Genomic DNA, 25,723 nt, shown 5'->3' with positions numbered 1-25,723 from the left:
GACACTAGGTCGAGATGCCGAGGGCCTCGGCCAGGGCGGTGAGTTGATTCACCTGCCAAGCCTCGAACGTCTCGGCGCCCGGCGCAATCGTTTCGGTGACATTCACGACCGGCACACCGGCCGCCTCTGCGGCGGCGCGCACCTGTTCGGGCACCGACCCCTCGGTCTGGGTGTTGTAGATCAGCACATCGACACCCCGGTCGCCGAGCAGCCGCAGGAAGGCATCCAGGTCGGCAGGGGACGGATCTGTCTCGTTCGACGAGGCCACCTGATAGCCCGCAGGGGTGCGATTCTGCAGCTCGAGAGCAGCGGCCATATCGTCGAAGAGGCTTTCGGTGGCCGCGTAACTCTTCCCCGCGGCACCGTCCTTGATCTTGTCGATGAGGGACCGGTAGGGCTGCATCGATCGGGTGAACTCGGTCTGCTTACCGGCGAAGTAGTCACCGGCGGCCGGCGCCAGCTCGGTGAGTTTGGCGGTGACCGCTTCCGCGACATCGGTCACCGCGACGGGGCTGTACCAGGCGTGCGGATTGGTTTCGCCGGCATGGTCGTGACCCTCGTGATCGTGCCCCTCGTGCTCACCGCCGAGAATGTCGATCGCATTCACCACGGGGGCGTCGGGCGCCGTGCTCTGCGCGAGCTTGGTGGCCCATTCGTCGTAATGCCCGCCGTTGACGACGACCAGTTGCGCGCCCTGGAAATCCGCGGCGTCCGAGGGCGCCGGCTCGAAGTCGTGCGGATCCACCGACGAGCCGGCCAGCACGGTGGTGACCTCGGCACAGGCGCCGCCGAGGGCCGAGACGATCTGGCCCCATTGATCAACGCTGACGACCACCCGGACCGGGGTGGTCGGGCAATCCCCGGTCGCCACCGGCGATGCCGCCGGGGTCTGGTCACCGGAGCCACAGGCGGCCAGGGCGAACGGGAGTGCCAGCGCGATGGCGGCAAGCATGCGGGGCGTGTGCGTCACGGCGATAACGATAACCGTTTGCATTAATCGGCGTCGAATCGGAGGATGTTTTATTGATAATCATTTTCATTAAGGAGTGATATGCCAGCCCCGTTACCCGTCACCGTCCTGTCCGGCTTCCTCGGCGCAGGCAAGACGACCCTGCTCAACCACATCCTGGCCAACCGTGACGGACTCCGCGTGGCGGTCATCGTCAACGACATGAGCGAGGTCAACATCGATGCCGCCCTGATCGCCGGACAAGGTCACCTGGAACGATCCGAGGAGAAACTCGTCGAACTGACCAACGGCTGCATCTGCTGCACCCTGCGCGAGGACCTGGTCGAGGCCGTCGGTGCGCTCGCCCGGCAGAACCGCTTCGACCACCTGGTCATCGAATCGACCGGGATCTCCGAACCCATGCCGGTCGCGGCCACCTTCGAGTGGGAGTTCGAGGACGGCTTCCAGCTCGGGCGGTTGGCCAAGCTCGACACCCTGGTGACGGTGGTGGACGCCTCGACCTTCCTCACCGAGGTGGTGCGCGGTGAGGGGCTGGCCGAGCGTGACCTGGCCGCGGGAGAGGGTGACGCGCGCAGCATCGCCGACCTGCTGACCGACCAGGTCGAGTTCGCCGATGTCATCCTGCTCAACAAGACCGATCTGGTATCCGCGGCCACCCTCGACACGCTCGAGACCCTGCTGCGCAGGCTCAATCCGAGCGCCAAACTGATCAGGACCGATCACGGCGTGGTGGACACCTCCGAAGTGCTGGGCACCGGGCTGTTCGATCCGGAAGCCGCCGCGTCGACCCCGGGCTGGGACGAGGAGATCGCCGACGGTCACACCCCGGAGACCGAGGAGTACGGCATCAGCTCGATGACCTTCCGGTCGGACCGGCCGTTCCATCCGCTACGTCTTTCCCAAGCGCTGGGTCAGGTCACCCGAGTGTTGCGCAGCAAGGGTTTCTGTTGGATCGCGAGCCGGCCCACCATCGCCGCCATCTGGTCGCAGGCCGGTCCGAACCTGGTGATCGAACCCGCCCAGTACTGGTCGGGCACCGAGATCGCAGCGGGCCAGGAGATCGTGTTCATCGGCATCAAGCTCGACCGGGACAAGGTCGCCGAGCTGCTCGACGCGGCACTGCTGACCGATGCCGAATTGGCCGACGGGCCGGAAGCCTGGCGGAACTACCCCGATCCGTTACCGGCCTGGGCCGTGGCACAACAGCATTCACACTGAACGACAGACGAACGGCCCGGCGGAAAACATCCGCCGGGCCGTTCTGCGTGCGCAGGGGATCAGTGGTCGTGCCCGACTGCCCCGCTCAGCTCGTTGGGCGTCTGCTCCAGGGTCACCGATTCGGTGACGGTGCCACCCGCGAGATCCACGAGGTGGATCTGCTTTGTCGCCGGATCGGAGACGTACACGGCGTCCCCACGGGTGAACACGGCCGGACCGGGCTGCTGCCAGTCGTCGGGCTCAATCCAGGGTGCACTCACCGCGATCGATTTCACCAGGTCACCGGTGACGGGGTCGAAGACGTGCAGCTTGCCGTCGGTCCCCATGATCAGTGCCTCGGCCTGCGGGCCGCGCCCGAGTGACCGGAACCAGTAGCTGACGCCGGCCGGCAGCCGGACGATCTTCATCTGATCGGTGACGGTATCGATGAGCGCGAACCTTTCGGGGCGCTCGTGTTCGGCATCGGCGTCGATCTTCATGTCTCCCAACACCACCGGCGAATCCTCGTGACCACGGGTGTTGCCGACCCGGCCGTAGGGTGTCGGGCTGGCGATCTTGGTGAATCGGCCGTCGGCGAACGTGATCACGCCGTTCTCGCAGCCCAGGATCACCACCTCGTCGGCGGCCACGGCCTCACCATGCACGCCCGGGCAGTCCTGATTGCTTGCGATCTCCCGATCCCCCTGCAGCGCAACGGCACCTGTCCTGGTGTCCGGGTTGCCCCTGGTCTCCAGAAGTGTTCCGTCCGAGAGGATCACCGCGACGCCATGGTGCGGCTCCGGAGTCTTGAAGGTGCGCGTCGGCGGCAGGCCGCCCTTTTCCAGATCGTGGGGGTCGAACGCGGTGATCTCACCGGTACCGTCGTCGAACAGGACGGTGTTCTCCCCGTGGGGCGTGACATGACCGGCATCGACGGCGGGGAAGGTGTCCTCGGTCAGCCGGCCGCTCGCAGCGTCGAGGATTCGGAATCCCGCACTCGTGGTGACCAGGACATGAGCGCTGTCGCCGGCCGGGTTGACGCGCAGGAATCCGTCGAGCGGAATATCCTGTTCGACTTCCAGTGTGCGCCCATCGAGCACATAGAGCCCGCCGTCATACGTTGTGACCAACGGCTCGACGATCGGCGCACCGGCAGCAGCCGAATCCGATGCGCCGGTGGACGTGCCGGGGCTTCCTGCATTGTCACCGCCTGATGAGCACGCGGTCAGTGCAGCCGCCGCGCACGTCACGGCTCCGACGCGGTACATCCACCGCGAGTGGGACATTTTCGCTCCTTTTCTGGCCGCTATCGCAGGCCGGTGACGATGGCGTCGGTGTTGGCGCGCATCATGTCCAGATAGGTCGCACCCGGAGTTCCTGGTGCAGAGAGGGATTCGCTGTAGAGGCCGATGATGCGTACTCGCACGCCGGCATCCTCGGCCAGCACGCGAGCGAGTTTGTCCGGCTGAGACGAGTCGACGAAGATCGCAGGCACCCGAGCGTCCTCGATCGCACCCACCAGCGACTGCAGATCCGACGGACTGGGGGCGGCCAGGGTGGTTCCGCTGGGCACCACTGCGCCGATCACCTCGAAATCGAACCGCTGTGCCAGATATCCGAGCACATGGTGGTTGGTGACCAGCTTGCGGCGCTCGGCAGGCAGCACCGCGAACCCGTCCAGCATGTGCCGGTCGAGTGCACGCAGCTGCTCGCGATAGGCATCGGCGTTGCGGGACAATGCCGTTCGGTCGATACCGGCAACATCTCGTAACAGGGACGACTCGATGGCGTCGACTGCGGCCAGCACGCGTTGCGGATCCGTCCAGAAGTGCGGGTCCGGCGAGCCTGCGCTCTCTCCGTCGGTGTAGCGGATCGGGTCGATGTGCTCACCGACCGCCAACGTCGGAACACCCTGGGTGGCCGCGCTTTCGACATTGCGGACAAGGTTCTCTTCCAAGCCGAGACCGTTGTGGACGATCAGCGCGGCATCGTTCATGGCGGCGGCGTCCTTGGCGGAGATCCCGAAGGAGTGCGGGTCGGCGCCCGCCTGCATGAGCACCCGGACGGGTGCGGCGTCGCCGACGATATGGCGTACGACATCGCCCAAGATATTCGTGGTGACCACGATGTCACCATCGTGGTCGGTGTCGCTGCCGCATCCTGTCATCACCGCCATGACGAGCGTCGACAGCAGCGCAAGGAGCCGCCTCACCGACCGGCCTCCACCATCAGCCCCGGGCTGACGTCGGTCCGCAAGGTGCGTGCGATCCGCAACCCGTCGGCATAGTCGATCTCGTAAACCGCACGGGCAGCAGCATCGTTGACATACGCGCGGTCGGAATCGATCTCGATCACGGGTTGGAACCCCGAGGGGGGAACAGGGTTGCCGAACAACGCCGTCCGGGCCGTCTCGGTGCGGGTCAGCGCATCATGCGCACTGAGTGCGCCGTCGCGGTGCAACACCAGGATGGTGCCGTCACCGGCGGTGTTGGCGGCCACCGCGTCGGCAATTGGCAGCACCGTCCACGAGCGCTGCCTGCTGTCGAGCATCCAGACCGTCCCATCGGCGACGCCGGCGACGACATCTGCGCGGGCCCGATGGTGCATGCGCGTGGGTCGTCGCGCCGGCGCGTCAGCGGGATACGGGGCGGCAGTCACGGTCAGGTTCTTCTCGCCACCGGTGACCCGGATGGCGCCGGTGTCACACCCGAACAGCACGGCCCGCCGGGTCGGCACCGCCCAGGAGGCCTGTCGGCACTCACCCGGGACCACGGCGCTGCCGGCCGCATCGGTGACCCAAATCCGACCGTCGGCGGTGACGGTGACCACCCGACTGCCGTACGGCGCCACCAAAGCGGCATCGGCCGGCGGTGTCAGCGGTGATCGCTGTACCGACTTCTGGCCGAGCCGCTCCCGCATCAACAGTTCTGTCGCACCGGTTTCGGACCGGACAGCGACGGTCGAGTTGCTCGACGTGACGGAGGCCACCGGCAGGTCCAGCGTCGCCACCTGCGCCGGCGAGCTCGTGAAGTAGTGGTAGTGATCGCCGTGATCGAAAGTCCATGCACCGGAATCGATCACCGTGGTACGCGCACCGGTGCGCAGATAGGCGAAGCGCCCGTCCCCGGCCACCGTGTCGACGGGCCCGTAGGTGCCGATACGCGTCTCGGTTTCGTCGACGGCATCGTAGACCGACACCTCGCCGGTCGGCGGGTCGACGAGGACCAGTTTGGTGAGCGGTCCGTCGGCCTCCCTGGCACCGTCCTCGACGGTGACTCCATCCGTCGTGACGGCCGACGGCGGCGGCTCCGACGTCGTTGTGTCCGTGGCACAACCGGCAACGACGCAACCGATCGCCACCACCGCCGCGGCCGTCATCCAGCGGGCGCGCAACCGGGTGAGCAGTGCCGAGGCGAAGAACAGCACGACCGCGACACCGGCAATGGTGGCACCGCCCGCGGTGCCGGCATGCCAGGAGATGAGCAGGCCGAGGTAGACCGCAACCGTGCCGAGCACGGCAGAGAGCGCCATGATGCGCGGGATCGAACTCGCCCACAGCAGAGCCGCGGCCGGCGGTGCCACCAGTAGTCCGAGCACCAGCAATGTGCCCACGATGTGGAAGGACGCCACCATCGCCACCGCCATCAGCACGGTCAGCACGGGAATAGCCAGGTTCGGGCGCAGCCCCAGCGTCGCGGCTTTACGCGGATCGAAGGTGACCGCCACGAACGCGCGGTGTCCGATGATCACCGCGACGAGCGTCAACCCCAGCGCCGCCCCCAGGATCAGCAGATCCGTTGCCCGGACGGCAAAGACATCGCCGAACAGGAATCCGGTGAGGTCGACGGCGAAGCTCTGTGATCGTGACACCACGATCACGCCGAGTGCGAGCATGCCGACCAGGAGCAGTCCGATGCCGGTGTCCGAGGAAAGCTTCGCGGAGCGGCCGATCGCGGCCACTCCGAAGGCCATGATCAGGGCGGCGACCAATCCGCCGACCAGCAGACTGACACCGAGCAATGCCGCGATGGCCACCCCCGGCAGCATGCCGTGCGTCATGGCCTCTCCCAAGAAGACACTGCGCCGCAACAGGACCCAGCATCCGACCAGCGAACACAACCATGCGGCGATGACTCCGGCGACCAGCGCCCGCAATACCATCTCCGCCTGGAAGGGTTCTGTGAGCCAGGACGTCATGCCGTAAACTACTATCAGTAATGAGTATCATTTTCAATAAGGCGGCTCCGGTCGCCTCGCCCATCACCGTGTCCGCGGTGGGCTTCAGTTATTCGGGCACAACGGTTTTCCGAGATCTCACGTTGTCCATCACGCCCGCGACGGTCACCGCCGTCATCGGCTCCAACGGGTCCGGCAAGTCGACGCTGCTCGCGTTGCTCGCCGGCATCCACCTCCCTGACACCGGCAAGGTCGACGTCGCGGCCACCGATATCGCGTTCGCGGTCCAACGCAGCGCGGTCACCGACTCGTTCCCGCTCACCGCGGCCGAAGCCGTGATGATGGGCCGCTGGCGCCGCCTCGGGCTGTTGGGCAGGCCTCGTGCGGCCGACCGGGCAATCGTCGAGCACTGCCTTACCGAGCTCGGTCTGGCCGACCAGCGCAGCCGCACGCTGGGCGAATTGTCGGGCGGGCAGCGCCAGCGCGTCCTACTCGCCCAAGCCTTCGCACAGCAGGCGCCCCTGGTGTTACTCGACGAACCGACCACCGGGCTCGACGAGGAATCCGCCGCCGCGGTGGTCGGGCACCTCGCCCAGCTCGCCGCGGCGGGCTCGACGATCATCGCGGCTACCCACGACCCGGTGGTGATCGCGGCGGCGCATCACCGCATCGACCTCGACGAGCATCGGCGCGCATTAGGCTGAAGGCCGTGACCGTGGCACATGTCGATCTCAATGCCGACCTCGGCGAGGGATTCGGGGTATGGACGCTCGGCGACGACGACACCATGCTCGATATCGTGACCTCGGCCAATGTGGCGTGCGGCTTCCATGCCGGTGATCCGGCCGGGCTGCTGAGAGTGTGCCGAGCTGCCGCCGATCGCGGAGTCCGCATCGGCGCCCAGGTCGGCTATCGAGATCTGGCCGGGTTCGGGCGGCGCTTCATCGATGTCGATCCCGCCGAGCTGACCGCCGAGATCATCTATCAGATCGGCGCATTGTCCGCACTGGCCGCCACGGCGGGGAGCACGGTCTCCTATGTCAAACCCCATGGGGCGTTGTACAACTCGATCGTCCACCACGAAGCGCAGGCGGACGCGGTCGCCCAGGCCGTCCATGCGGTGAACCCTGCGCTGCCGGTGCTCGGACTGGCGGGTTCGGTGTTCTTCGACGCCGCCGGGAAGCTGGGTCTGCGCACCGTCGCGGAGGCATTCGCCGACCGTGCCTATCAGCCCGACGGCCGGTTGGTGTCCCGGCGGGAACCGGGTGCCGTTCTGCACGATGCCGCCGCGATCGCCGAGCGAGTGCACACCATCGTCGTTGCGGGGACGGTGCGGGCGGTCGACGGTACCGACATCCCCATCGCCGCGGAATCGGTATGCGTACACGGTGATTCACCCGGCGCGGTGCACATAGCCACCGCGGTACATGACCGCCTGGTCGACGCCGGCGTGCAGCCGGCACCTTTCAGCTAGCCGACTCGCGTTCCAACTCGTAACGGATCAGCCGAGAGCTGTTGGCCACCACCGCAACCGACGAGGCGTTGTGCAGAACGGCGGCAAGTACCGGCGACAGGGCGCCGCCGGCACCGATCAGCAACCCGATGGCGTTGACCGCAATCGACATCGCGTAGTTCTGCCGGATGACGCCCACTGCGCGACCCCCGAGGTTACGCACATCGAGCAGCCGGTTCAGATCGTCACTGGCCAGCGCCACATCGGCGGTCTCGACCGCCACATCGGTGCCACCGAGACCCATCGCGATGCCGATATCGGCCTCGGCCAACGCCGGAGCATCGTTGACGCCGTCACCGACCATGGCCACCGTGTAGCCCTCCTCGCGCAGCCGGCGCACGACGGCGAGCTTGTCCTCGGGCAACACCTCGGCCTGCCACTCGTCGATACCCAGCTCCGCGGCCACGACGGCGGCGGTGTCGGGATGGTCGCCGGTGAGCATGACGATGCGGCTGACACCGTTGGCGCGCAGCCGCTGCAGCACCTCGGCCGACTCCGGGCGGATCTCGTCGCGCAGGCTGATCAAACCGACCAACTGCCCGTCGACGGCCAACAGCAGCGGTGTCTCGGACTGCTTTCGCAGGGTGTCCACCCACTCGGCGGCCTTCGCACTCACCTCGACCTGTTCGCGGCGCAACAGTGACGGGCTGCCGAGCAACAGCGTGCGACCGTCGGCGATGGTCCGCATGCCCAGCCCGACGAGCACCTCGCACTCCTCGTGCGGCGGGATCTCGATATGCCGTTCCTGGGTGGACCGGATAACCGCCTCGGCCAACGGATGCCTGGAGTGGATCTCGGAGCTCGCCGCGTAGGCCAGCACCTGTTCGGGTCGCCAATCCTCATGGAAGGCAACGAGGTTGGTGACCACCGGACGGCCCACCGTCAACGTTCCGGTCTTGTCGAACACCACCGCGTCGACCCGGCCGGCCTCCTCGAGGTGCGAACCACCCTTGATCAGGATCCCGCGCCGTGCGCCGTTGCCGATAGCCGCGCTGATCGCCGTCGGGGTCGACAATCCCACCGCACACGGGCAGGCCACCAGCAGCATCGTCATGGCCCGGCGCACATCCCTGGTCACCACCAGGGTGAGCGCGGACAGCAGGAAGGACGCCGGCACGAAACGGCGCGAGAAGCTCTCGCCGACGGTCTGGATGGGGGCGCGGTGCTGGTGGGCTTCCTCGACCCTGGCGATGATCCGCCCGATGGTGGTCTCGTTACCCACTGCCTCGGCGCGGACCACCAGCCGTCCGCGCACCACGACCGATCCGGCAAAGACACGCGCCGGGGCGGTGACCGCCACCGGAAGGTTCTCCCCCGTGATCGCCGACTGGTCGATGATGGCCTCCCCGTCGACCACCACACCGTCGATCGGCAGCGCCACCTGGTCGTGGATCACGACCTCGTCGCCGATCCGCAGCTCGGCGGTGGCGATCTCGACCTCGGTACCGTCGTCCAAGCGCACCCATGCGGTGTCCTGGTTGCCCTGTAGCAGGTTGGCGATCGCGCGCCGGGTCCGGCGCAGGGTCAGGTCCTGCAGGTACTCACCGATGTTCAACAGCCACAGCACGGTGAGGGCGACGACGTTCTCCCGGAGCACCAGACTTGCCAAGGTTGCCGCACTGACCAATACGTCGGTGCCCGCAGTGCGTCCACCGCGCAGCGTCCGCAGCGCACCGCGCAGGAACGGGTAGCCGGTGAAGATGGTGACACCGGTGGCCGCCAGCCTGCTTGTCGGGCCGAGCAACGGCGGGCGGGCGAAGACGTAGCGCCGTATCCCCAGCAGCACGAGTGCGGCACCGCCGACCGTCATGCGCAGCACATCGGCATTGGTGACATCGGCCGAGCGGGGCAACCGGGCGGGTAGCAGATCCGTTGCGGCCGCGCTGGCGGCGTCGATGGCGGCGAATACGGACGCCTTGTCACACCGCTTCGGCGAGTACCAGACGACGATCGACGCCGTCCGCGGGTAGGCATGCACGGCCCGGACACCGGGCACCTGCTCCACCGCGTCCTCGATGGCCACCGCACGTCGGGTGTCACCGCGAAACCAGTCTGCGCGCAACCGGATTCGTCCGGCGGCATCGGAGACGACGGTCAATGCCGCCATATCGGTCAGCAGCTCGCTATCAGTGTTCGTGATCGTGCTGGTGGTCGGAGACCGCCGGCGGCGGCACCTCCTCACCGATGCGTTCACGGGCCTCGGCCACCACATCGGAGACCGTCAGACGCGCGGACTCGGCACCCTCCTCGGCCTTGCGCACCCCGCGCAGCGCCCAGGTGGTGGCCGTCACGGAGGCCTCCCGGATCGGTGCCTTGGCAACCGCCTTTTTCACGCCCTCGTAGGCGGCAACGCCGACGGCGCCCGTCACCACCGTGGAAGCCGCCTTGACCAGAAACGCAGAGAAGACCATTCAACGATCTTAACCGCAATTCGACTGCGGCCGGCGTCCAAGTTGTGCTGGCAGAATGGCCGACCGTGACGGTGGGTACCCCGGCCGGGCGCCGGATCGGCTCGATGCCGATCCTGGTGGTGGTCATCCTCGGCCTGGCACTGGTCGGGACGACGGCGCGCGACGCCGTGGCCGGCCATCCCGCGGTCGCGACCGCGGCCACCGTGTTCTGCGGAATCTTCGTGCAGGCGTTGCCTTTTCTGGCATTGGGAGTGCTGGTCAGCGGGGTGATCGCCGCCACGGTGACACCGCAGAAGTTGGCGCGCCTGCTGCCCCGCCGCCCCACGGCGGCGATTCTGACCGCGGGTGTGGGTGCCGCGGCGCTGCCCGGCTGTGAATGCGGCTCGGTTCCCATCGCCCGGCGGCTCTTCGGCGACGGGACCGTCGGGGCCGCGGCGCTGACCTTCATGCTGGCCGCACCCGCCATCAACCCGGTGGTCCTGGTGGCCACGGCCGTTGCGTTTCCCGGGGAGCCGCTGCTCGTGCTGGCGCGATGCGTGGCATCGCTGCTCACCGCGGTGGTGATGGGCTTGCTGTGGACACGCTTCGGTAAACCTGAGTGGATCACGAGGGTGTTGCCCACGTCCGCGCCCGCCTCCGATTCCCGCTGGACGGTGTTCACCGAGGCCGCCCGGCACGACTTCCTGCAGGCGGCATCGTTTCTGGTGCTCGGTGCTGCCGCGGCAGCGGTGTTGCACGTGGTGGTGCCGGGGTGGGTGTACGAACACCTGGCCGGACAGCTGGTGCTGGGCATCGTGGTGATGGCCGTACTGGCCGTGGTGTTGTCCCTGTGTTCGGAGGCCGACGCGTTCGTGGCCGCCAGTCTGTCGATGCTCCCATTGCTGCCACGGCTGGTATTCCTCGTGGTCGGCCCGGCTGTAGACGTCAAACTGTTCGCCATGCAGGCCGGAATGTTCGGGCGGGCCTTCGCCATTCGGTTCGCGCCGCTCAGCTTCGTCGTGGCCGTGCTGGCCGGCACGGGCGTCGGCCTGCTGCTGCTGGGTGATCGATGAGCCGCGAGACCGAGAACACGCTGCTGCTGCTCGTCGGACTGAGTACCGCGATCATCGCGGCCACCGGTTCCTTCATGCGGTACGTGAAACCCACGCTGCTGCCGTGGCTGTGGATCACCGCCGTGGTGCTGATCGTCTTGGCGCTGGCCGCCATCATCGGTGATATCCGCCGCGGACCCCGCCGGCATGCCGATCACGTGCACCGCACCGGCATCGGATGGCTGCTGATAATCCCGATTGCACTGCTGGCGTTCGTGGTTCCGCCTGCACTGAGCCCGCAGTCGGCTCGCCCGGCGGCGGTCGACACCGTGGCGTCCGCTCCGCGACGGCCGTTCCCGCCGCTACCGGACGACGCGGCGCCGGAGCTGTCCCTGCCCGCCCTGCTCACCCGAATAGCGCAGGACTCCGCGCAGACCCTGCGGGATCGAGAGATCACCGTCACCGGGTTCACCATGGGTGACGGCGAGCGAATCTATCTCGGCCGCATCGTGATCCTGTGCTGTGCGGCCGATGCGCAGTTGGCGCGCGCCAGACTGACCGGACCCGCGGCGCGTGTCGCGGCCGAACTGCCGGACGGCTCCTGGGTCCGAGTCCGCGGCGAGGTGAAGGATCTGTCCCAGCATGCCGCTGTGCCGGAGTTGAGCATCGACGACGTGGAGTCGATTGCGCAGCCGGAGAACACTTACGCTTTCTGATGTTCCAGCGCGTCGCGGTTGGCGCCGTTGACGACGCTGCTCAGCAACCCCGGTAGCGCTTCGTCCACGTCGGACCTGCGCAGGCGTTGATAGGTGAGGCCGTCGATCACCAGCCGCTCGGTGACACCGGCCTCACGCAGAATCTTGAAGTGGTGGGTGGCCGTCGACTTGTTGATGCCCTCGTAGAGCGCACCGCACTGAATCGGCACGCCCGCGTTGTACAAACGCCGGACCACTTCCAGGCGTATCGGATCGTGGATGGCACCAAGTACCTGCTGCACGGTCCCCACCCGGGGTACTTCCGCGGTTCGCTCGGGCATAAATCCGTCCTGATGCGGGTTTGGAATCTATCGAACCGAGCGTACTCTCGACAGGGTTCGATATTCATCATACTCGTCGGACCGGAGGTGTCAGCGCGAAATGGTCGCCATCGATCACACAGTTCAGACGCAGCGCTGGGCGTACCCGCTGTTGCTGATCCTCAGCGGTGTCGCGCTCGGCGTCTCGGGGATCCCGGCCCCGCTGTACGGCATCTACGAGGCGAACTGGCACCTGTCCCCGCTGGCCACCACCATCGTGTTCGCGGTCTACGCCGTCGCCGCCCTCGGTGCGGTGCTGGTGTCCGGCCGGATCTCCGATGTCGTGGGGCGCAAACCGGTGCTGATCGGGGCCCTGATCGCCCTGCTCGTCGGTCTCGCGGTGTTCCTCGTCGCCGACAACATGGCCATGCTGCTGCTGGCGCGCAGCATCCACGGAGCTGCAGTCGGTTCGATCGTGGTGGCCGGCGCGGCAGCCCTGCTCGACCTCAAACCCGATCACGGTGTGCGGTCCGGGCAGCTCAGCGGGGTTGCCTTCAACATCGGTATGACGATCGCCATCCTCGGTTCGGCACTGTTGGCACAGTATGCGCCGCATCCGCTGCGCACCCCGTACGCCGTCGTCGCCGTGGTCTGCCTGGTCGTCGGGGTCGGTGTATTGGCGCTGCGGGAGCCGCACACCGCCCGCGCCAGCGGGCCCATCCGGATCGCCAAACCGGCGGTGCCCGAACAGATCCGATCGGACTTCTGGTTCTCCGCGCTGGGTGCCATGGCCTCGTGGTCGGTTCTGGGTGTGCTGCTCTCGCTCTACCCGTCACTGGCCGCACAACAGACCCACATCGACAATCTGGTCTTCGGCGGTGCAGTCGTCGGCACCACCGCCTTCGCCGCCGCGTCGGCCCAGCTGGCCGCCACCCGGCTACCGGCCAAGTACTCGGCCATTATCGGTGACATCGGCATGGCCGTGTCGCTGCTGCTGACCATTCCGGTACTGCTGACGCATCGCTGGGAATTGGTGTTCGTCGCCGCGGTGCTGTTGGGTGCCACCTTCGGCCTCGGGTTCGGCGGCTCGTTGCGCCATCTGTCCGATGTGGTACCCGCCGACCGCAGGGGCGAGACCATGTCGGCGTTCTACCTACTGGCCTACACCGCGATGGCGGTCCCGACGCTGGTCGCCGGATGGGCGGCCACCCGTTGGAACCTGGCTGCGGTGTTCCCCTGGTTCGCCGGCGCGGTGGCGGCGGCCTGCCTCGGTGCCGCGGTGGCCGGTCTGCTCTCCACCCGTCGTCGCCGGGCCGCCATCGCCTAGGCTGCCGGTGTGACCGAGCACGCGTTCAGCACGCAGGAACGCCAGGCCGTCTACCGCGCCATCGCCGAGCGTCGCGATATGCGCCGCTTTGTCGCAGGCGCCACCATCGAGCCCGAGGTGCTGGCCCGATTGCTGCAAGCAGCGCACGCCGCCCCGAGCGTCGGTCTGATGCAACCCTGGCGCTTCATCCGGATCACCGATGCCGCGCTGCGCGAGGCGATGCACGCACTGGTCGACCAGGAACGGCTGCGCACCGCCGATGCCCTGGGTGCGCGCGGTGACGAGTTCCTCGCCCTCAAGGTCGAGGGCATCCGGGACTGCGCCGAACTGCTCGTAGTCGCCCTCGGCGAGGGCAGACGACGGCACATCTTCGGTCGTCGCACCATGCCGCAGATGGACCTGGCCTCGGTGTCGTGCGCCATCCAGAACCTGTGGCTGGCCGCCCGTGCCGAGGGGCTCGGCATGGGCTGGGTGTCGATATTCGAGCCCGCCACACTGGCCACCCTGCTCGGCATGCCCGACGAGGCCGAGCCGGTGGCCATCCTGTGCCTGGGACCGGTGCCGGAGTTCCCGGATCGGCCTGCGCTGGAGATCGACCAGTGGACCTACGGTCGCCCGCTGTCGGATTTCGTGTCGGAGAACGGCTGGCACACCGCTGGTTCGGCGCGACCCTAGGACCCGTAGGGCAATAGCGCCATCTCGCGTGCGTTCTTGATCGCGGTCGCGACGCGGCGCTGCTGCTGCGGGGTCAGGCCGGTGACCCGGCGGGACCGGATCTTGCCGCGGTCGGAGATGAACGTGCGCAACACCGCGACATCCTTATAGTCGACATCGGTGATCCCCAGGGCCTTGAACTTGTTCACCCGGGGTCGTTTGATCTCCACCGGCGCCGGTCGCCGCTTCCTGGCCGGGCTTCCCGCCATCACCAACTCGCCTTCCGCACACCGGGCAGTTCACCGCGGTGCGCCAACTCCCGAACCTTCACTCGGGACAGGCCGAACTTGCGCAGATGCCCGCGAGGCCTGCCGTCCACCGAATCCCGATTGCGCAACCGCACCGGACTGGAATCCCGCGGCAGCCGCTGTAGCGCGATCTGTGCCGCGGCCCGCTGCTCGGGCGTGCTGGCGGGCCTGCGGATGATTTCCTTGAGTTCGGCGCGGCGCTCGGCATACCGCGCGACGGTCTGCTTGCGCCGCTCGTTGGCGACGATCTTGGATGCCTTGGCCATCAACGCTCCTCGCGGAAATCGACATGCTTGCGGATCACCGGGTCGTACTTGCGCAGCACGATGCGATCGGGATCGTTACGCCGGTTCTTGCGGGTCACATAGGTGTAGCCGGTACCCGCGGTGGACTTCAGCCGGATGACCGGCCGGATATCGGTGCTCTTGGCCATCAGAGTTTCTGCCCTGCTGCCCGCAGCCTGCCCACGACGGCCTCGATACCGTCGCGGTCGATGACCTTGATGCCTTTGGCACTGACCCGCAACGTGATTCGTCGACCTTCCGACGGCAGATAGTAGGTCTTGTTCTGGATGTTGGGATTCCAGCGGCGACGGGTACGACGGTTCGAGTGCGACACCCGGTTACCGAAACCCGGTGCGCGACCGGTGACCTGGCAGGTCTGGGACATCGGACACCTTTTCATGCATCATCGTTAATGAAAACGATTTTCGACAAGTGGACATCGACACGGTAGCGTACGGTCCGAGTTAATGACAATCGTTACCAATAAGGGTGTGATGACATGCGGACGCCGGTGTTGCTTGTTGCCGGGCAAGGCGCACGAAACGACGTGGTGGATCTGCTGATCCGAACACCGGGAACCCTGGCCGTCGGTTACGCCACCGATGGCCACGTCGTGATCAGGAACGTCACCGAGATGCGCGGCGAGCGGCGGATCATCTCGCAGTGGCCGATCGAGTTGGCCGGCGGCTGCGTCACCTGCACCATCCGCAACGATCTGTTGATCCTGCTGCGCCGGTTACACCGCCGCGAGGATGTTGCGCGCATCGTCGTCGAACTGATGGATTGGATTGACCCCGAACCGATCTGCACCGCCATCAACGAGGTCCCGGTAGCCGTCGGCCCGGGTTACATCGATGGTCCGGCCAGTCGCGACGTCGTGATCTCAGCGGTCCTCACGACGATCGACTGCTCGCACTGGTTGACCCAGGCGCTCGGCGATGAGGACCTCGACGGTTCGCGCACCGTGGCACAGGTCGTCGTCGGTCAGGCCGCCTTCGCCGACGTGCTGGTGCTCACCGAACCGGAGAGCACCACGTGCGCGGTACTGCGCCGGCTCACACCGCGCAGCCGCATCACGGTGGGCATGGACCAAGTCGAGACCGCGCTGGCCAACCTGGATCCGCAGGCCCGCCGCGGATTCGGCGATGACCCGCACGATTCGCTGCTGGCCGGCCAACCGCCGCTACAACCCGCCGGTGAGGTCACGCTCGTCGAGTTCAACGCGCGCAGGCCTTTTCACCCAGATCGGTTGCACCAGGCCATCGACGATCTACTCGACGGGGTGATACGCGTGCGCGGCCGCGCGTGGTTGGCCAGCCAACCCGACGCCGTGGTGTGGATCGAATCCGCAGGCGGCGGACTGGGCGTCGGTGATGCCGGTCGCTGGCTGGCGGCGATGTCCGAGAGCGAACGTGCCTACGTCGACCCCGAGCGGATCGCCCTGGCCGCCCCCGGCTGGGACGAAAAATTCGGTGACCGGCACATCGCGCTGACGGCACTGGTGTGCGGCGCCCCACCCGAGGTGATCACCGGCGCGCTCAATCGAGCCCTGCTCACCGATGCCGAGATGGCCGATCCTGCCTCCTGGGCGGCCTACCCCGATCCGTTCGGTGAATGGCATTCCGACCCGTGCACCGAGCTGACCGACGAGGTGTCGGTCAGCGACGAACACCGCAGCCGAAAGGGCGAAGCATGAAACCCGATATCCATCCCGACTATCACCCCGTGGTGTTCCAGGACGCCGGCACCGGCAAGCAGTTCCTCATCCGTTCGACTATCACCAGTGACCGCACCATCGACTACCAGGGCGCCACCTATCCACTGGTGGTGGTCGACGTGACCGCCGACTCGCACCCGTTCTGGACCGGGACGAACCGGCACCTCGACACCGCGGGCCAGGTGGAGAAGTTCCGCCGCCGCTACGGAACCCGGTAGTACGGGCGCTCTAGGCTTTGGGCCATGCGCCTCAAAGCCGGCAGGCCCGATCTGGACGCCTACGACCGGTACGTCGACCTACCGGCCGCGCCGCCGGATGCGCCGCTGACCGTCACCTGGGCCGGCGTCACCACGTTGTTGGTCGACGACGGCGCCGGCGCGGTGCTGACCGACGGCTTCTTCAGCCGTCCGTCGCTGCTGCGGGTGGGGCTGGGCAGGATCGCGCCATCGCAGCCCCGGATCGACGGCTGTCTCGGTCGGCTCGGGGTCCGCCGGCTGGACGCCGTCCTACCCGTGCACACCCACTTCGACCACGCCATGGATTCGGCCGTCGTGGCACAACGCACCGGTGCACGGCTGATCGGAGGCGCTTCGGTCGCCCATATCGGCCATCGACTGCCGGCAGCTCAGGTCGCCGTCGTCACCCCCGGTGAGCCGGTGGCAGCCGGGCCGTTCGACATCACCCTCGTCGTCGGGGACCACTGCCCGCCCGATCGTTTCCCTGGCGCGATCAGCGCCCCGGTGACACCACCGGTGCGGGCCTCGGCGTATCGCTGCGGTGAGGCCTGGTCGACGCTGATCGCCCACCGCCCCAGCGGGCGCAGCCTGCTGGTGGTGGGCAGCGCGGGTTTCGTCGCGGGTGCGCTGGCCGGCCATCGCGCCGAGGTCGTCTACCTCGGGGTCGGGCAGCTGGGCCTACAGCCGGAGCCTTATCTGGTGGACTACTGGAACGAGACGGTACGCACCGTCGGTGCCCGCCGCGTGGTGCTGATCCACTGGGATGATTTCTTCCGGCCGCTGGACCAACCGTTGCGCGCCCTGCCCTACGCCGCCGACGACCTCGATGTCTCGATGCGGGTGCTGTCGCGACTGGCCGCCGACGACAACGTGGACCTGCACCTGCCGTCCCTGTGGCAGCCGACGGACCCATGGCGCTGACGCTGTCGATCGCCGCGCTGGCCGCGGTGCTGGGCGTCGCCCTGTTCGCGCCACGGTGGCAGGCGCCCGTCGCGCTGGCCGCCGCCGGAATGGTCGTCGGTACCGGCGCGGTGTCCTGGGCTGGGGCGACCGAAGAGGTGACCGAACTTGCGCCGGTGGTCGGATTCCTGGCCGCGGTACTGGTGCTGGCCCGGCTCTGCGATGACGTCGGGTTGTTCCACGCCGCAGGGGTGATGATGGCGCGAGCGACCGCAAGTGGTCAGAACCGCCTGCTGGCATCGGTTTTCGGGATATCGGCGCTGGTGACCGCGGTCCTGAGTCTGGACGCCACCGTTGTGCTGCTGACCCCGGTGGTCCTGGCCACCGCACGGGCGCTCACGGTGCCCGCCCGGCCGCACGCGTACGCCACCGCGCACCTGGCCAACAGCGCGTCGCTGCTGTTACCCGTCTCCAACCTGACGAATCTGTTGGCGTTCAGTGCCGCAGGCCTGACCTTTCTGCACTTCGCGGCCGCGATGACACTGCCGTGGATAGCCGCGATCGCCGTCGAGTTCGTGCTTCTTCGTTGGCTTTTCGTCAAGGATCTGCGCGTCGTCCCGCAACACGACGCCCCCGACGAACCGCTCCAGGTGCCGATCTTCGCCATCATTGTGGTGGGACTGACCCTCGCTGGGTTCGCGGTCACCTCCCTGGTCGGATTGTCGCCCGCATGGGCGGCACTGGCCGGCGCTGTGGTCCTCGGTGCGCGGGCGCTCCTCACCCACCGCACCACCGTGCGCAAGATCGTGGTGGCGCTGGACATTCCGTTCCTGGTATTCGTGCTGTGCCTGGGCATCGTGGTCGCCGCCGTCATGCACAACGGGCTGGAATCCGCGATGCATCGCGTCATGCCCAGCGGGCAGGGACTGCCTGCGCTACTCGCCATCGCCGCGGTGGCAGCGGTGTTGTCCAATATCGTCAACAACCTGCCCGCCGTGCTGGTGATGCTGCCATTGGCCGCCCCGGTCGGACCGGCCGCGGTGCTGGCGGTGCTGATCGGGGTGAATGTCGGACCCAATCTCACCTATGTCGGCTCATTGGCGAACCTGTTGTGGCGCAGCGTGGTCCGCCGCGATATGAAGGCCGGGTTCGGGGAGTTCAGCCGCATCGGGCTGGTGACCACACCCGCGGTCCTGATTGCCGCGGTACTGGGCCTGTGGGGCTGGATCCAGCTCTTCGGGCTCTAACCCCGCCGCTGGCGCGCGATTTCGGCCAGCACGACACCGGCGGCCACTGAGGCATTCAGCGATTCGGTGGGTCCGGCCATCGGGATCGAGACGATGGCATCACAGTTCTCGCGCACCAGTCTCGACAGACCCTTGCCCTCCGAACCGACCACCACCACGGTCGGGCCCGAGGCATCCAGCTCGTCGAGCGTGGTGTCACCCTCGGCATCCAGGCCCACGATCTGCAGGCCGGCGTCGGCCCAGCTCTTGAGGGTGCGATTGAGGTTTGTCGCCCGCGATACCGGAAGTCGGGCGGCCGCACCGGCGCTGGTGCGCCAGGCCACCGCCGTCACCGACGCCGACCGCCGCTGCGGGATCAGCACACCGTGCCCGCCGAAGGCCGCCGTCGACCGCACGATGGCGCCCAGGTTGCGGGGATCGGAGATGTTGTCCAGTGCCACCAGCAGCGCGGACTGGCTGTCACGCTGTGCCGACTTCAACAGGTCGTCGGGATGGGTGTACACGTACGGCGGCACCTGCAGGGCCAGCCCCTGGTGCAACCCGTTGCTAGACATCCGGTCCAGATCGTGCTTCTGCACCTCCAGGATGGCGATGCCGGAGTCGGCGGCCCGCTGCACTGATTCGGTGATGCGCTCGTCGGCGTCGACACCGAGCATCACGTAGAGCGCCGTGGCGGGCACCCCGGCGCGCAGGCACTCCACCACCGGGTTACGGCCCAGGACGTATTCGGTCTCGTCTGTCTTGCGATGGCGGCCCTGTTGCGCACGCGCGGCCTTGGCGGCCCGCTTACCGGCCGGATGGTGTGGCCGATCCTTGGCCGCGGGGGTGGCCCCCTTGCCCTCGAGCCCGCGCCTGCGGACGCCGCCGGAGCCGACGGTCGGGCCCTTCTTGGTGCCTTCTTTGCGCACCGCGCCGCGACGCTGTGAATTACCCGCCATGGGTGGTGTCCCCTTCCAGCAGCGACCACTGCGGGCCGTCTGCGGTGTCGGTGACCTCGATACCGGCTTCCTTGAGCCGGTCGCGGATGGCGTCTGCGGCCGCCCAGTCACGTTTCTCGCGAGCCTCCGCACGCCCGGCGAGCGCCCAGTGCACCAGGACGTCGACGGCGGCCAGCGCCGCTGACGTCTCATCGCGGGTCTCCCAGCGTTCGTCGAGCGGATCGCAGCCCAGGATCGCCATCATCGCCCGGATCGACCGGGCGGCGGCCATCGCGCCCTGATGATCGCCGGAGTCCAGCGCACGGTTGCCCTCGGCGCGGGCGCTGTGGACCTCGGCCAGCGCGATCGGCACCGAAAGATCATCGTCGAGCGCGGCTTCGAACCTGTCGGTCCAGGTGCTCGGTTCGATCGCGCCGACGCGGTGGCGCACCCGGTGCAGGAAATCCTCGATACCGGTATAGGCCTTGGCCGCGTCCTGCAGCGCGTTCTCGGAGAACTCGAGCATCGAGCGGTAGTGCGCGCTACCCAGGTAGTAACGCAGTTCGGCAGCCCGAACACGTTGCAGCACAGCGGGAATCGCGAGCACGTTACCGAGCGACTTGCTCATCTTCTCGCCGCCCATGGTGACCCAGCCATTGTGCAGCCAGAATCGGGCGAACCCGTCGCCGGCCGCCTCGGCCTGGGCGATCTCGTTCTCGTGGTGCGGGAACACCAGATCCATCCCGCCGGCGTGGATGTCGAACTGCGCCCCGAGATACTCCTGGCACATGGCCACACATTCGGTGTGCCAGCCCGGCCGTCCGCGCCCCCACGGGGTCGGCCAGGACGGCTCCCCCGGCTTGGCGCCCTTCCACAGGGTGAAATCACGCTGATCCCGTTTACCGGTGGCGACACCCTCGCCCTGGTGGACATCGTCGACCTTGTGGCCGGAGAGCTTGCCGTAATCGGGCAGGCTCGCGACGTCGAAGTACACATCGCCATCACCGACATAGGCGTGGCCGCGGTCGATGAGACGCTCGATGAGTTCGACCATCTGGGTGATGTGCCCGGTGGCGCGCGGTTCCGCCGAGGGCGGCAGCACCCCCAGTGCCTCGTAGGCCGCGGTGAACGCGCGCTCGTAGGTCGCCGCCCACTCCCACCACGGCCGGCCGGCATCGGCGGCCTTGTTGAGGATCTTGTCGTCGATATCGGTGACGTTGCGGATGAAGGCGACATCGAGGCCCTTGGCGGTCAGCCACCGTCGCAGCACGTCGAATGCCACGCCGCTGCGCACATGACCGATATGGGGCAGTCCCTGAACTGTGGCACCGCACAGGTAGATCGACACATGGCCCGGACGCAGCGGCTCGAATTCACGAACGGCACCAGCAAGGGTGTCGTACAGCCGTAGACCAGTCATCCCGGCCAACCGTTCGCTTCGCTCACGACGGGCCAGCTTACCGGCCTGCGGCGGGCTATCTGACCACAAGGGCCGTGGCGACGGCCGCCAGGCCCTCGCCGCGGCCGGTGAGCCCGAGCCCGTCGGTGGTGGTCGCCGACACCGATACCGGGGCCCCGATCAGATCGGACAGCACCCCCTGCGCCTCGACCCGGCGCGGACCGACCTTGGGCCGGTTGCCGATGACCTGAACGGCGGCATTGGACACCCGGAAACCCTCGGCAGCGAGGAGCTCCCGGACGTGGCGCAGCATGTCGGCGCCGCTGACGCCGTGCCACTGGGGTTGATCGGTACCGAAGACGGCACCGAGATCACCGAGGCCGGCGGCACTGAGCAGCGCATCGCACAGCGCGTGCGCGGCGACATCCCCATCGGAATGGCCCGCGCAGCCGTCCGCTTCGGTGAACATCAGGCACAGCAACCAACAGGGTCGCCCCGCCTCGATGGGATGAACGTCGGTACCGAGACCGACGCGCAGATCCGTCACATTCAGGACGCGGCGGCCAACGCCTCGTCGAGAATGATGGTGGCCTTCTCGTCATCGGTGTTCTCGGCCAGCGCCAATTCACCGACCAGAATCTGGCGGGCCTTGGCCAGCATGCGCTTCTCACCAGCGGACAGACCGCGCTCCTGGTCACGACGCCACAGGTCGCGAACCACCTCGGCGACCTTGTTCACGTCACCGGAAGCCAGCTTCTCCAGATTTGCCTTGTACCGGCGCGACCAGTTGGTCGGCTCCTCGGTGTGCGGCGCGCGCAGCACCTGGAAAACCTTGTCGAGGCCTTCCTGGCCGACGACGTCACGAACCCCTACGTACTCGGCGTTGTCCGCCGGAACGCGAACCGTCAGATCCCCCTGCGAAACCTTGAGGACGAGGTATTCCTTCTGCTCACCCTTGATGGTGCGGGTTTCGATAGCCTCGATCAACGCAGCACCGTGGTGTGGATAGACGACGGTGTCTCCGACCTTGAAAATCATCAGTTTCGAGCCCCTTTCACCAGTCGATCTTATCACGGGCCCAGCCGGGGCGCGGATCAACAATGCAGGTCAGGGGCACCGCAGCCGAATACTAGGGGTTGACACAGCGCGGGATACATGCAGTTGGACTGCTGTCCAGGTGCGCCGCGGACGCCATCGGAAGCCCTCGGCTACCGCGGCGAATCGCGACCTACTACAGTGCATAGTCGAATCCGTCCGGTTAGCAGGAGGCTCAAGTGGTCGCAGTGAACCGCTCCAACATGCGTGCGTCCCGCCTGGCCGCCGGCGCCCTGATCGCCGGCCTGGCGCTCACCGGCTGCAGTGCGGGCCAGATCTCGCAGAGCGCGAACCAGCAACCCGCCGTCAACGGCACGGTGCACAACGTCGGCACGATCGCGCTGCGCAACGTGTTCCTGCGCGCGCCACAGACCACCGACTACGTCCGCCCGGGCACCCCTGTCGAGCTGCTCTTCGCCGCCGCCAACAACTCCAGCGATGTCACCGACAAGCTGGTGTCCATCACCTCCGATATCGGCACCGTCACCCTCAGCGGGCCGACCACGGTCCCGGCCGGTGGAATCCTCGTGGCGGGCAAGCCCGACGATCCGATGGAACTGGCCATGGTGGAACGCGCCGACGAGACACAGGCCGAGGTCACCTTGACCGAGCCGATCTCCAACGGACTGACCTACGACTTCACCTTCAACTTCGAGAAGGCCGGCGCCACCACGTTCGCGGTGCCCATCTCCGCCGGTGAGGTGCCCCGCCGCGACGGCGAGCCCAACGAAGGCATGGGACCGATCAGCGGACACGGCGAGGGCCACTGAATCTGACGTTCTGTCACCGGTGACGGCTACCGTCGTCACGTGGCTTCGAAAGTACGTTCGCAATACCGGTGTTCGGAGTGTCATCACGTCACGCCCAAGTGGGTGGGGCGCTGCTCTGATTGCGGCACCTGGGGAACGGTCGACGAGGTCGTCGCACTGAGTGCGGTGAGCGGCGGCGCCGCCCGCCGCGCCGTCGCACCGTCCTCGCCCGCCGTGCCCATCACCTCGATCGATCCCGGTGTCACCAGGCACCTGCCCACCGGGGTCGACGAGCTGGATCGCGTCCTCGGCGGCGGTCTGGTGCCCGGGTCGGTATCCCTGCTCGCCGGCGATCCAGGGATCGGGAAGTCCACGCTGCTGCTGGAGGTCGCCCATCGCTGGGCCCGCAGCGGCAGGCGCGCGTTGTACCTGTCCGGCGAGGAATCGGCCGGGCAGATCCGGCTGCGTGCCGAGCGCACCGGCTGCACCCACGACCAGATGTACCTGGCCGCCGAGTCCGATCTGCAGACCGCGCTCGGTCATATCGAGCAGGTGCGGCCCACCCTCGTCGTGGTCGACTCGGTACAGACGATGTCGAGTGCCGAGTCCGACGGTGTCACCGGTGGGGTCACCCAGGTCCGTGCCGTGACGACCGCGCTCACCTCGTACGCCAAATCGGCGGGACCCGACGGTGTCGCGCTGCTTCTGGTCGGTCACGTCACCAAGGAGGGTGCCATCGCGGGCCCCCGTTCACTGGAACATCTCGTCGATGTGGTGCTGCACTTCGAAGGTGACCGCAGCTCCGCGCTGCGGATGGTGCGCGGGGTGAAGAACCGGTTCGGCGCGGCCGATGAGGTCGGCTGTTTCCTGATGCACGACAACGGGATCGAATGCGTGGCCGACCCGTCCGGGTTGTTCCGCGACCAGCGTCCGGCGCCGGTGTCGGGCACCGCGGTGACGGTCACCCTGGACGGTAAGCGGCCACTGATCGGTGAGGTGCAGGCGCTCATCGGCGCCGAGAAGACCGGCAGTCCGCGGCGCGCGGTCAGCGGTATCGACTCCGCCCGCGCCGCCATGATCACCGCCGTACTGGAGAAACGCTCGAAGCTGCCGCTTGGCCAGCACGATATCTACGTGTCCACCGTCGGCGGCATGCGACTGACCGACCCGTCCTCGGATCTGGCGGTGGCCATGGCCATCGCATCGGCCTATACCGATATCGCGATGCCTGCCACCGCGATCGCCATCGGCGAGGTCGGACTGGCCGGAGACCTGCGCCGGGTGACCGGGATGGACCGCAGGCTCGCCGAAGCCGCCCGGCTCGGCTTCACCCACGCCGTCGTGCCGCCGGGGGTCAAGGACGTGCCCGCCGGTCTGACGTTGACCGTCGCCGACGACATCGGGACGGCATTGCGGCGGTTGCGCTCGATCGACCACAATGGCCCCCGATCCAAGGAGGAGCGATGGCGGTGACATCCAGGGGCAACCGCAACGTGGTGCATCTGGCCCGTCCGACCATGCGCGAGACACTGGGTCGGTTGGCACCGGGTACCGCGCTGCGCGACGGTCTGGAACGCATCCTGCGGGGCCGCACGGGCGCGCTGATCGTGCTCGGCTACGACGACAGCGTCGAGGCCATCTGCGACGGCGGGTTCTCCCTCGACGTGCTGTATGCACCGACCAGATTGCGCGAGCTGTCGAAGATGGACGGCGCGGTGGTGCTGTCCACCGACGGAAGCCGCATCCTGCGTGCCAACGTCCAGCTCGTCCCGGACGCCTCCATCCCGACCGACGAGTCGGGCACCCGGCACCGGTCGGCCGAGCGCACCGCCGTGCAGACCGGATTCCCGGTCATCTCGGTGAGCCACTCGATGAGCATCGTGACGGTGTACGCGGCCGGTGAGCGGCACGTCGTGCCCGACACCCCGACCATCCTCTCGCGGGCCAATCAGACCGTCGCCACCCTGGAGCGATACAAGTCCCGCCTCGACGAGGTCAACCGGCAGCTCTCCACCGCCGAGATCGAGGATTTCGTGACGCTGCGCGATGTCATGACGGTGGCCCAACGCCTGGAGATGGTGCGCCGGATCAGCCTGGAGATCGACGCCGATGTCGTCGAACTCGGTACCGACGGCCGCCAGCTCAAGCTGCAACTGGAGGAGCTCGTCGGCGACAACGACACCGCCCGCGAGCTCATCGTGCGCGACTATCACGCCAATCCGGACCCGCCGAGCGCGGCGCAGGTGAGCGCGACGCTGGAGGAACTCGACGCACTGTCGGACAACGAACTGCTCGACTTCACGGCGCTGGCAAGGGTTTTCGGGTACCCGACCACATTGGAAGCCCAAGACTCGGCGATGAGCTCACGCGGCTACCGGGCGATGGCCGGCATACCGCGCCTGCAGTTCGCCCACGTCGACCTGCTGGTGCGCTCGTTCGGATCACTGCAGGGCGTGCTGGCCGCCAGCGCCACCGATCTGCAGTCGGTGGACGGTATCGGTTCGATGTGGGCTCGCCACATCCGTGAGGGCCTGTCCCAGCTGGCCGAGTCGACGATCGCCGACCAGCTGAGCTGAC

Annotated in this window: 29 protein-coding genes; 14 read left to right on the top strand and 15 right to left on the bottom strand. The window is 67.5% G+C overall.

The features are described from left to right. Positions 1-4: 4 nt before the first annotated feature. The gene (locus IC40_RS0123340; protein ID WP_030137081.1) at positions 5-994 is read right to left on the bottom strand and encodes a metal ABC transporter solute-binding protein, Zn/Mn family; all 990 of its coding nucleotides are present in this window, start codon (positions 992-994) and stop codon (positions 5-7) included. Positions 995-1,051: 57 nt separating this feature from the next. Between IC40_RS0123340 and IC40_RS0123335 the strand changes: the two genes are divergently transcribed. Then, positions 1,052-2,188: a GTP-binding protein gene (locus IC40_RS0123335; RefSeq protein WP_030137080.1), complete on the top strand. Its 1,137-nt coding sequence runs from the start codon at positions 1,052-1,054 to the stop codon at positions 2,186-2,188. A 59-nt stretch (positions 2,189-2,247) separates the two neighbouring features. On the opposite strand, the gene aztD is transcribed toward IC40_RS0123335, so the two are convergent. From aztD to aztB, 3 genes are read right to left on the bottom strand one after another with little or no spacing between them, the layout of a single operon-like run. Beyond that, positions 2,248-3,453 (bottom strand): zinc metallochaperone AztD, encoded by a 1,206-nt coding sequence (gene aztD, locus IC40_RS0123330; protein WP_030137079.1) that lies wholly within the window; start codon positions 3,451-3,453, stop codon positions 2,248-2,250. A 20-nt stretch (positions 3,454-3,473) separates the two neighbouring features. Then, complete coding sequence (aztC, locus tag IC40_RS0123325) at positions 3,474-4,379, bottom strand: zinc ABC transporter substrate-binding protein AztC (protein ID WP_030137078.1); 906 nt, start codon at positions 4,377-4,379, stop codon at positions 3,474-3,476. Continuing rightward, the gene (aztB, locus tag IC40_RS0123320) at positions 4,376-6,364 is read right to left on the bottom strand and encodes a zinc ABC transporter permease AztB (RefSeq protein ID WP_030137077.1); all 1,989 of its coding nucleotides are present in this window, start codon (positions 6,362-6,364) and stop codon (positions 4,376-4,378) included. The genes aztC and aztB overlap by 4 nt, the downstream gene beginning before the upstream one ends. 20 nt (positions 6,365-6,384) lie before the next feature. On the opposite strand from aztB, the gene aztA reads away from it, so the two are divergent. Next, the gene (gene aztA / locus IC40_RS0123315) at positions 6,385-7,047 is read left to right on the top strand and encodes a zinc ABC transporter ATP-binding protein AztA (RefSeq protein WP_030137076.1); all 663 of its coding nucleotides are present in this window, start codon (positions 6,385-6,387) and stop codon (positions 7,045-7,047) included. A gap of 11 nt (positions 7,048-7,058) precedes the next feature. Then, a complete protein-coding gene (locus tag IC40_RS0123310; RefSeq protein WP_030137075.1) occupies positions 7,059-7,817 on the top strand; it encodes a LamB/YcsF family protein in 759 nt (252 codons plus the stop codon). Here IC40_RS0123310 and IC40_RS0123305 read toward each other — a convergent pair. Together IC40_RS0123305 and IC40_RS0123300 are read right to left on the bottom strand one after the other, a co-directional pair. Continuing rightward, positions 7,810-9,963 carry a heavy metal translocating P-type ATPase gene (locus IC40_RS0123305; RefSeq protein WP_030137074.1) on the bottom strand — a complete coding sequence of 718 codons (2,154 nt, stop codon included), beginning with the start codon at positions 9,961-9,963 and terminating at the stop codon, positions 7,810-7,812. The two genes, IC40_RS0123310 and IC40_RS0123305, sit on opposite strands and share 8 nt — an antisense overlap. A gap of 19 nt (positions 9,964-9,982) precedes the next feature. Then, positions 9,983-10,267 (bottom strand): DUF1490 family protein, encoded by a 285-nt coding sequence (locus IC40_RS0123300; RefSeq protein ID WP_030137073.1) that lies wholly within the window; start codon positions 10,265-10,267, stop codon positions 9,983-9,985. Between the two features lie 104 nt (positions 10,268-10,371). On the opposite strand from IC40_RS0123300, the gene IC40_RS0123295 reads away from it, so the two are divergent. Continuing rightward, positions 10,372-11,319, top strand: a complete 948-nt coding sequence (locus IC40_RS0123295; RefSeq protein WP_030137072.1) for a permease — start codon at positions 10,372-10,374, stop codon at positions 11,317-11,319. Continuing rightward, positions 11,316-12,014 (top strand): TIGR03943 family putative permease subunit, encoded by a 699-nt coding sequence (locus tag IC40_RS0123290; RefSeq protein ID WP_030137071.1) that lies wholly within the window; start codon positions 11,316-11,318, stop codon positions 12,012-12,014. Before IC40_RS0123295 ends, IC40_RS0123290 begins: the two co-directional genes overlap by 4 nt. On the opposite strand, the gene IC40_RS0123285 is transcribed toward IC40_RS0123290, so the two are convergent. Continuing rightward, positions 12,002-12,334, bottom strand: coding sequence for an ArsR/SmtB family transcription factor (locus tag IC40_RS0123285; protein WP_030137070.1), 333 nt, complete (start codon positions 12,332-12,334; stop codon positions 12,002-12,004). The genes IC40_RS0123290 and IC40_RS0123285 overlap by 13 nt on opposite strands. 100 nt (positions 12,335-12,434) lie before the next feature. Between IC40_RS0123285 and IC40_RS0123280 the strand changes: the two genes are divergently transcribed. After that, positions 12,435-13,640 (top strand): MFS transporter, encoded by a 1,206-nt coding sequence (locus IC40_RS0123280; RefSeq protein ID WP_030137069.1) that lies wholly within the window; start codon positions 12,435-12,437, stop codon positions 13,638-13,640. A gap of 9 nt (positions 13,641-13,649) precedes the next feature. Beyond that, positions 13,650-14,315, top strand: coding sequence for a 5,6-dimethylbenzimidazole synthase (bluB, locus tag IC40_RS0123275; protein ID WP_030137068.1), 666 nt, complete (start codon positions 13,650-13,652; stop codon positions 14,313-14,315). Here bluB and rpsR read toward each other — a convergent pair. The 4 genes from rpsR to rpmB are packed head-to-tail and all read right to left on the bottom strand — an operon-like array spanning position 14,312 to position 15,271. Continuing rightward, positions 14,312-14,563 carry a 30S ribosomal protein S18 gene (rpsR, locus tag IC40_RS0123270; RefSeq protein ID WP_030137067.1) on the bottom strand — a complete coding sequence of 84 codons (252 nt, stop codon included), beginning with the start codon at positions 14,561-14,563 and terminating at the stop codon, positions 14,312-14,314. The genes bluB and rpsR overlap by 4 nt on opposite strands. Then, positions 14,563-14,868, bottom strand: coding sequence for a 30S ribosomal protein S14 (gene rpsN / locus IC40_RS0123265; RefSeq protein WP_030137066.1), 306 nt, complete (start codon positions 14,866-14,868; stop codon positions 14,563-14,565). The genes rpsR and rpsN overlap by 1 nt, the downstream gene beginning before the upstream one ends. Next, the gene (gene rpmG / locus IC40_RS0123260; protein WP_187697610.1) at positions 14,868-15,038 is read right to left on the bottom strand and encodes a 50S ribosomal protein L33; all 171 of its coding nucleotides are present in this window, start codon (positions 15,036-15,038) and stop codon (positions 14,868-14,870) included. The genes rpsN and rpmG overlap by 1 nt, the downstream gene beginning before the upstream one ends. Beyond that, the gene (gene rpmB / locus IC40_RS0123255) at positions 15,035-15,271 is read right to left on the bottom strand and encodes a 50S ribosomal protein L28 (protein WP_019512585.1); all 237 of its coding nucleotides are present in this window, start codon (positions 15,269-15,271) and stop codon (positions 15,035-15,037) included. Before rpmB ends, rpmG begins: the two co-directional genes overlap by 4 nt. Positions 15,272-15,385: 114 nt before the next feature. Between rpmB and mrf the strand changes: the two genes are divergently transcribed. From mrf to IC40_RS0123235, 4 genes are read left to right on the top strand one after another with little or no spacing between them, the layout of a single operon-like run. Next, the gene (mrf, locus tag IC40_RS0123250) at positions 15,386-16,582 is read left to right on the top strand and encodes a ribosome hibernation factor-recruiting GTPase MRF (protein WP_030137065.1); all 1,197 of its coding nucleotides are present in this window, start codon (positions 15,386-15,388) and stop codon (positions 16,580-16,582) included. Then, a complete protein-coding gene (locus IC40_RS0123245) occupies positions 16,579-16,821 on the top strand; it encodes a type B 50S ribosomal protein L31 (protein ID WP_019512587.1) in 243 nt (80 codons plus the stop codon). Before mrf ends, IC40_RS0123245 begins: the two co-directional genes overlap by 4 nt. A 24-nt stretch (positions 16,822-16,845) precedes the next feature. Further along, positions 16,846-17,760, top strand: coding sequence for an MBL fold metallo-hydrolase (locus tag IC40_RS0123240; RefSeq protein WP_030137064.1), 915 nt, complete (start codon positions 16,846-16,848; stop codon positions 17,758-17,760). Further along, the gene (locus IC40_RS0123235) at positions 17,751-18,986 is read left to right on the top strand and encodes an SLC13 family permease (protein ID WP_030137063.1); all 1,236 of its coding nucleotides are present in this window, start codon (positions 17,751-17,753) and stop codon (positions 18,984-18,986) included. Before IC40_RS0123240 ends, IC40_RS0123235 begins: the two co-directional genes overlap by 10 nt. Here IC40_RS0123235 and rlmB read toward each other — a convergent pair. Genes rlmB through carD form a run of 4 tightly spaced genes read right to left on the bottom strand, consistent with a single transcriptional unit; the run spans position 18,983 to position 22,340 of the window. Beyond that, the gene (rlmB, locus tag IC40_RS0123230; RefSeq protein ID WP_030137062.1) at positions 18,983-19,924 is read right to left on the bottom strand and encodes a 23S rRNA (guanosine(2251)-2'-O)-methyltransferase RlmB; all 942 of its coding nucleotides are present in this window, start codon (positions 19,922-19,924) and stop codon (positions 18,983-18,985) included. The genes IC40_RS0123235 and rlmB overlap by 4 nt on opposite strands. Further along, positions 19,914-21,323: a cysteine--tRNA ligase gene (cysS, locus tag IC40_RS0123225; RefSeq protein WP_030137061.1), complete on the bottom strand. Its 1,410-nt coding sequence runs from the start codon at positions 21,321-21,323 to the stop codon at positions 19,914-19,916. Before cysS ends, rlmB begins: the two co-directional genes overlap by 11 nt. A 55-nt stretch (positions 21,324-21,378) precedes the next feature. Continuing rightward, on the bottom strand, positions 21,379-21,849 hold the full coding sequence (gene ispF / locus IC40_RS0123220) for a 2-C-methyl-D-erythritol 2,4-cyclodiphosphate synthase (RefSeq protein ID WP_030137060.1): 471 nt from the start codon (positions 21,847-21,849) through the stop codon (positions 21,379-21,381). 2 nt (positions 21,850-21,851) lie between these two features. Beyond that, positions 21,852-22,340, bottom strand: a complete 489-nt coding sequence (gene carD / locus IC40_RS0123215; RefSeq protein ID WP_019512593.1) for an RNA polymerase-binding transcription factor CarD — start codon at positions 22,338-22,340, stop codon at positions 21,852-21,854. Positions 22,341-22,576: 236 nt separating this feature from the next. Here carD and IC40_RS0123210 point away from each other — a divergent pair, with 236 nt between their 5' ends. From IC40_RS0123210 to disA, 3 genes are read left to right on the top strand one after another with little or no spacing between them, the layout of a single operon-like run. Further along, positions 22,577-23,167, top strand: a complete 591-nt coding sequence (locus IC40_RS0123210) for a copper chaperone PCu(A)C domain-containing protein (RefSeq protein ID WP_411431674.1) — start codon at positions 22,577-22,579, stop codon at positions 23,165-23,167. Between the two features lie 39 nt (positions 23,168-23,206). After that, positions 23,207-24,619, top strand: a complete 1,413-nt coding sequence (radA, locus tag IC40_RS0123205; protein ID WP_036470683.1) for a DNA repair protein RadA — start codon at positions 23,207-23,209, stop codon at positions 24,617-24,619. Continuing rightward, positions 24,610-25,722, top strand: coding sequence for a DNA integrity scanning diadenylate cyclase DisA (disA, locus tag IC40_RS0123200; protein WP_030137057.1), 1,113 nt, complete (start codon positions 24,610-24,612; stop codon positions 25,720-25,722). The genes radA and disA overlap by 10 nt, the downstream gene beginning before the upstream one ends. Position 25,723: the final 1 nt, after the last annotated feature.

Source organism: Mycolicibacterium neoaurum ATCC 25795, from assembly GCF_000691525.1.
Lineage (GTDB): Bacteria > Actinomycetota > Actinomycetes > Mycobacteriales > Mycobacteriaceae > Mycobacterium > Mycobacterium neoaurum.
The sequence above is the reverse complement of the archived record's forward strand: the minus strand, read 5'-3'. Positions and strand labels throughout refer to the sequence as shown.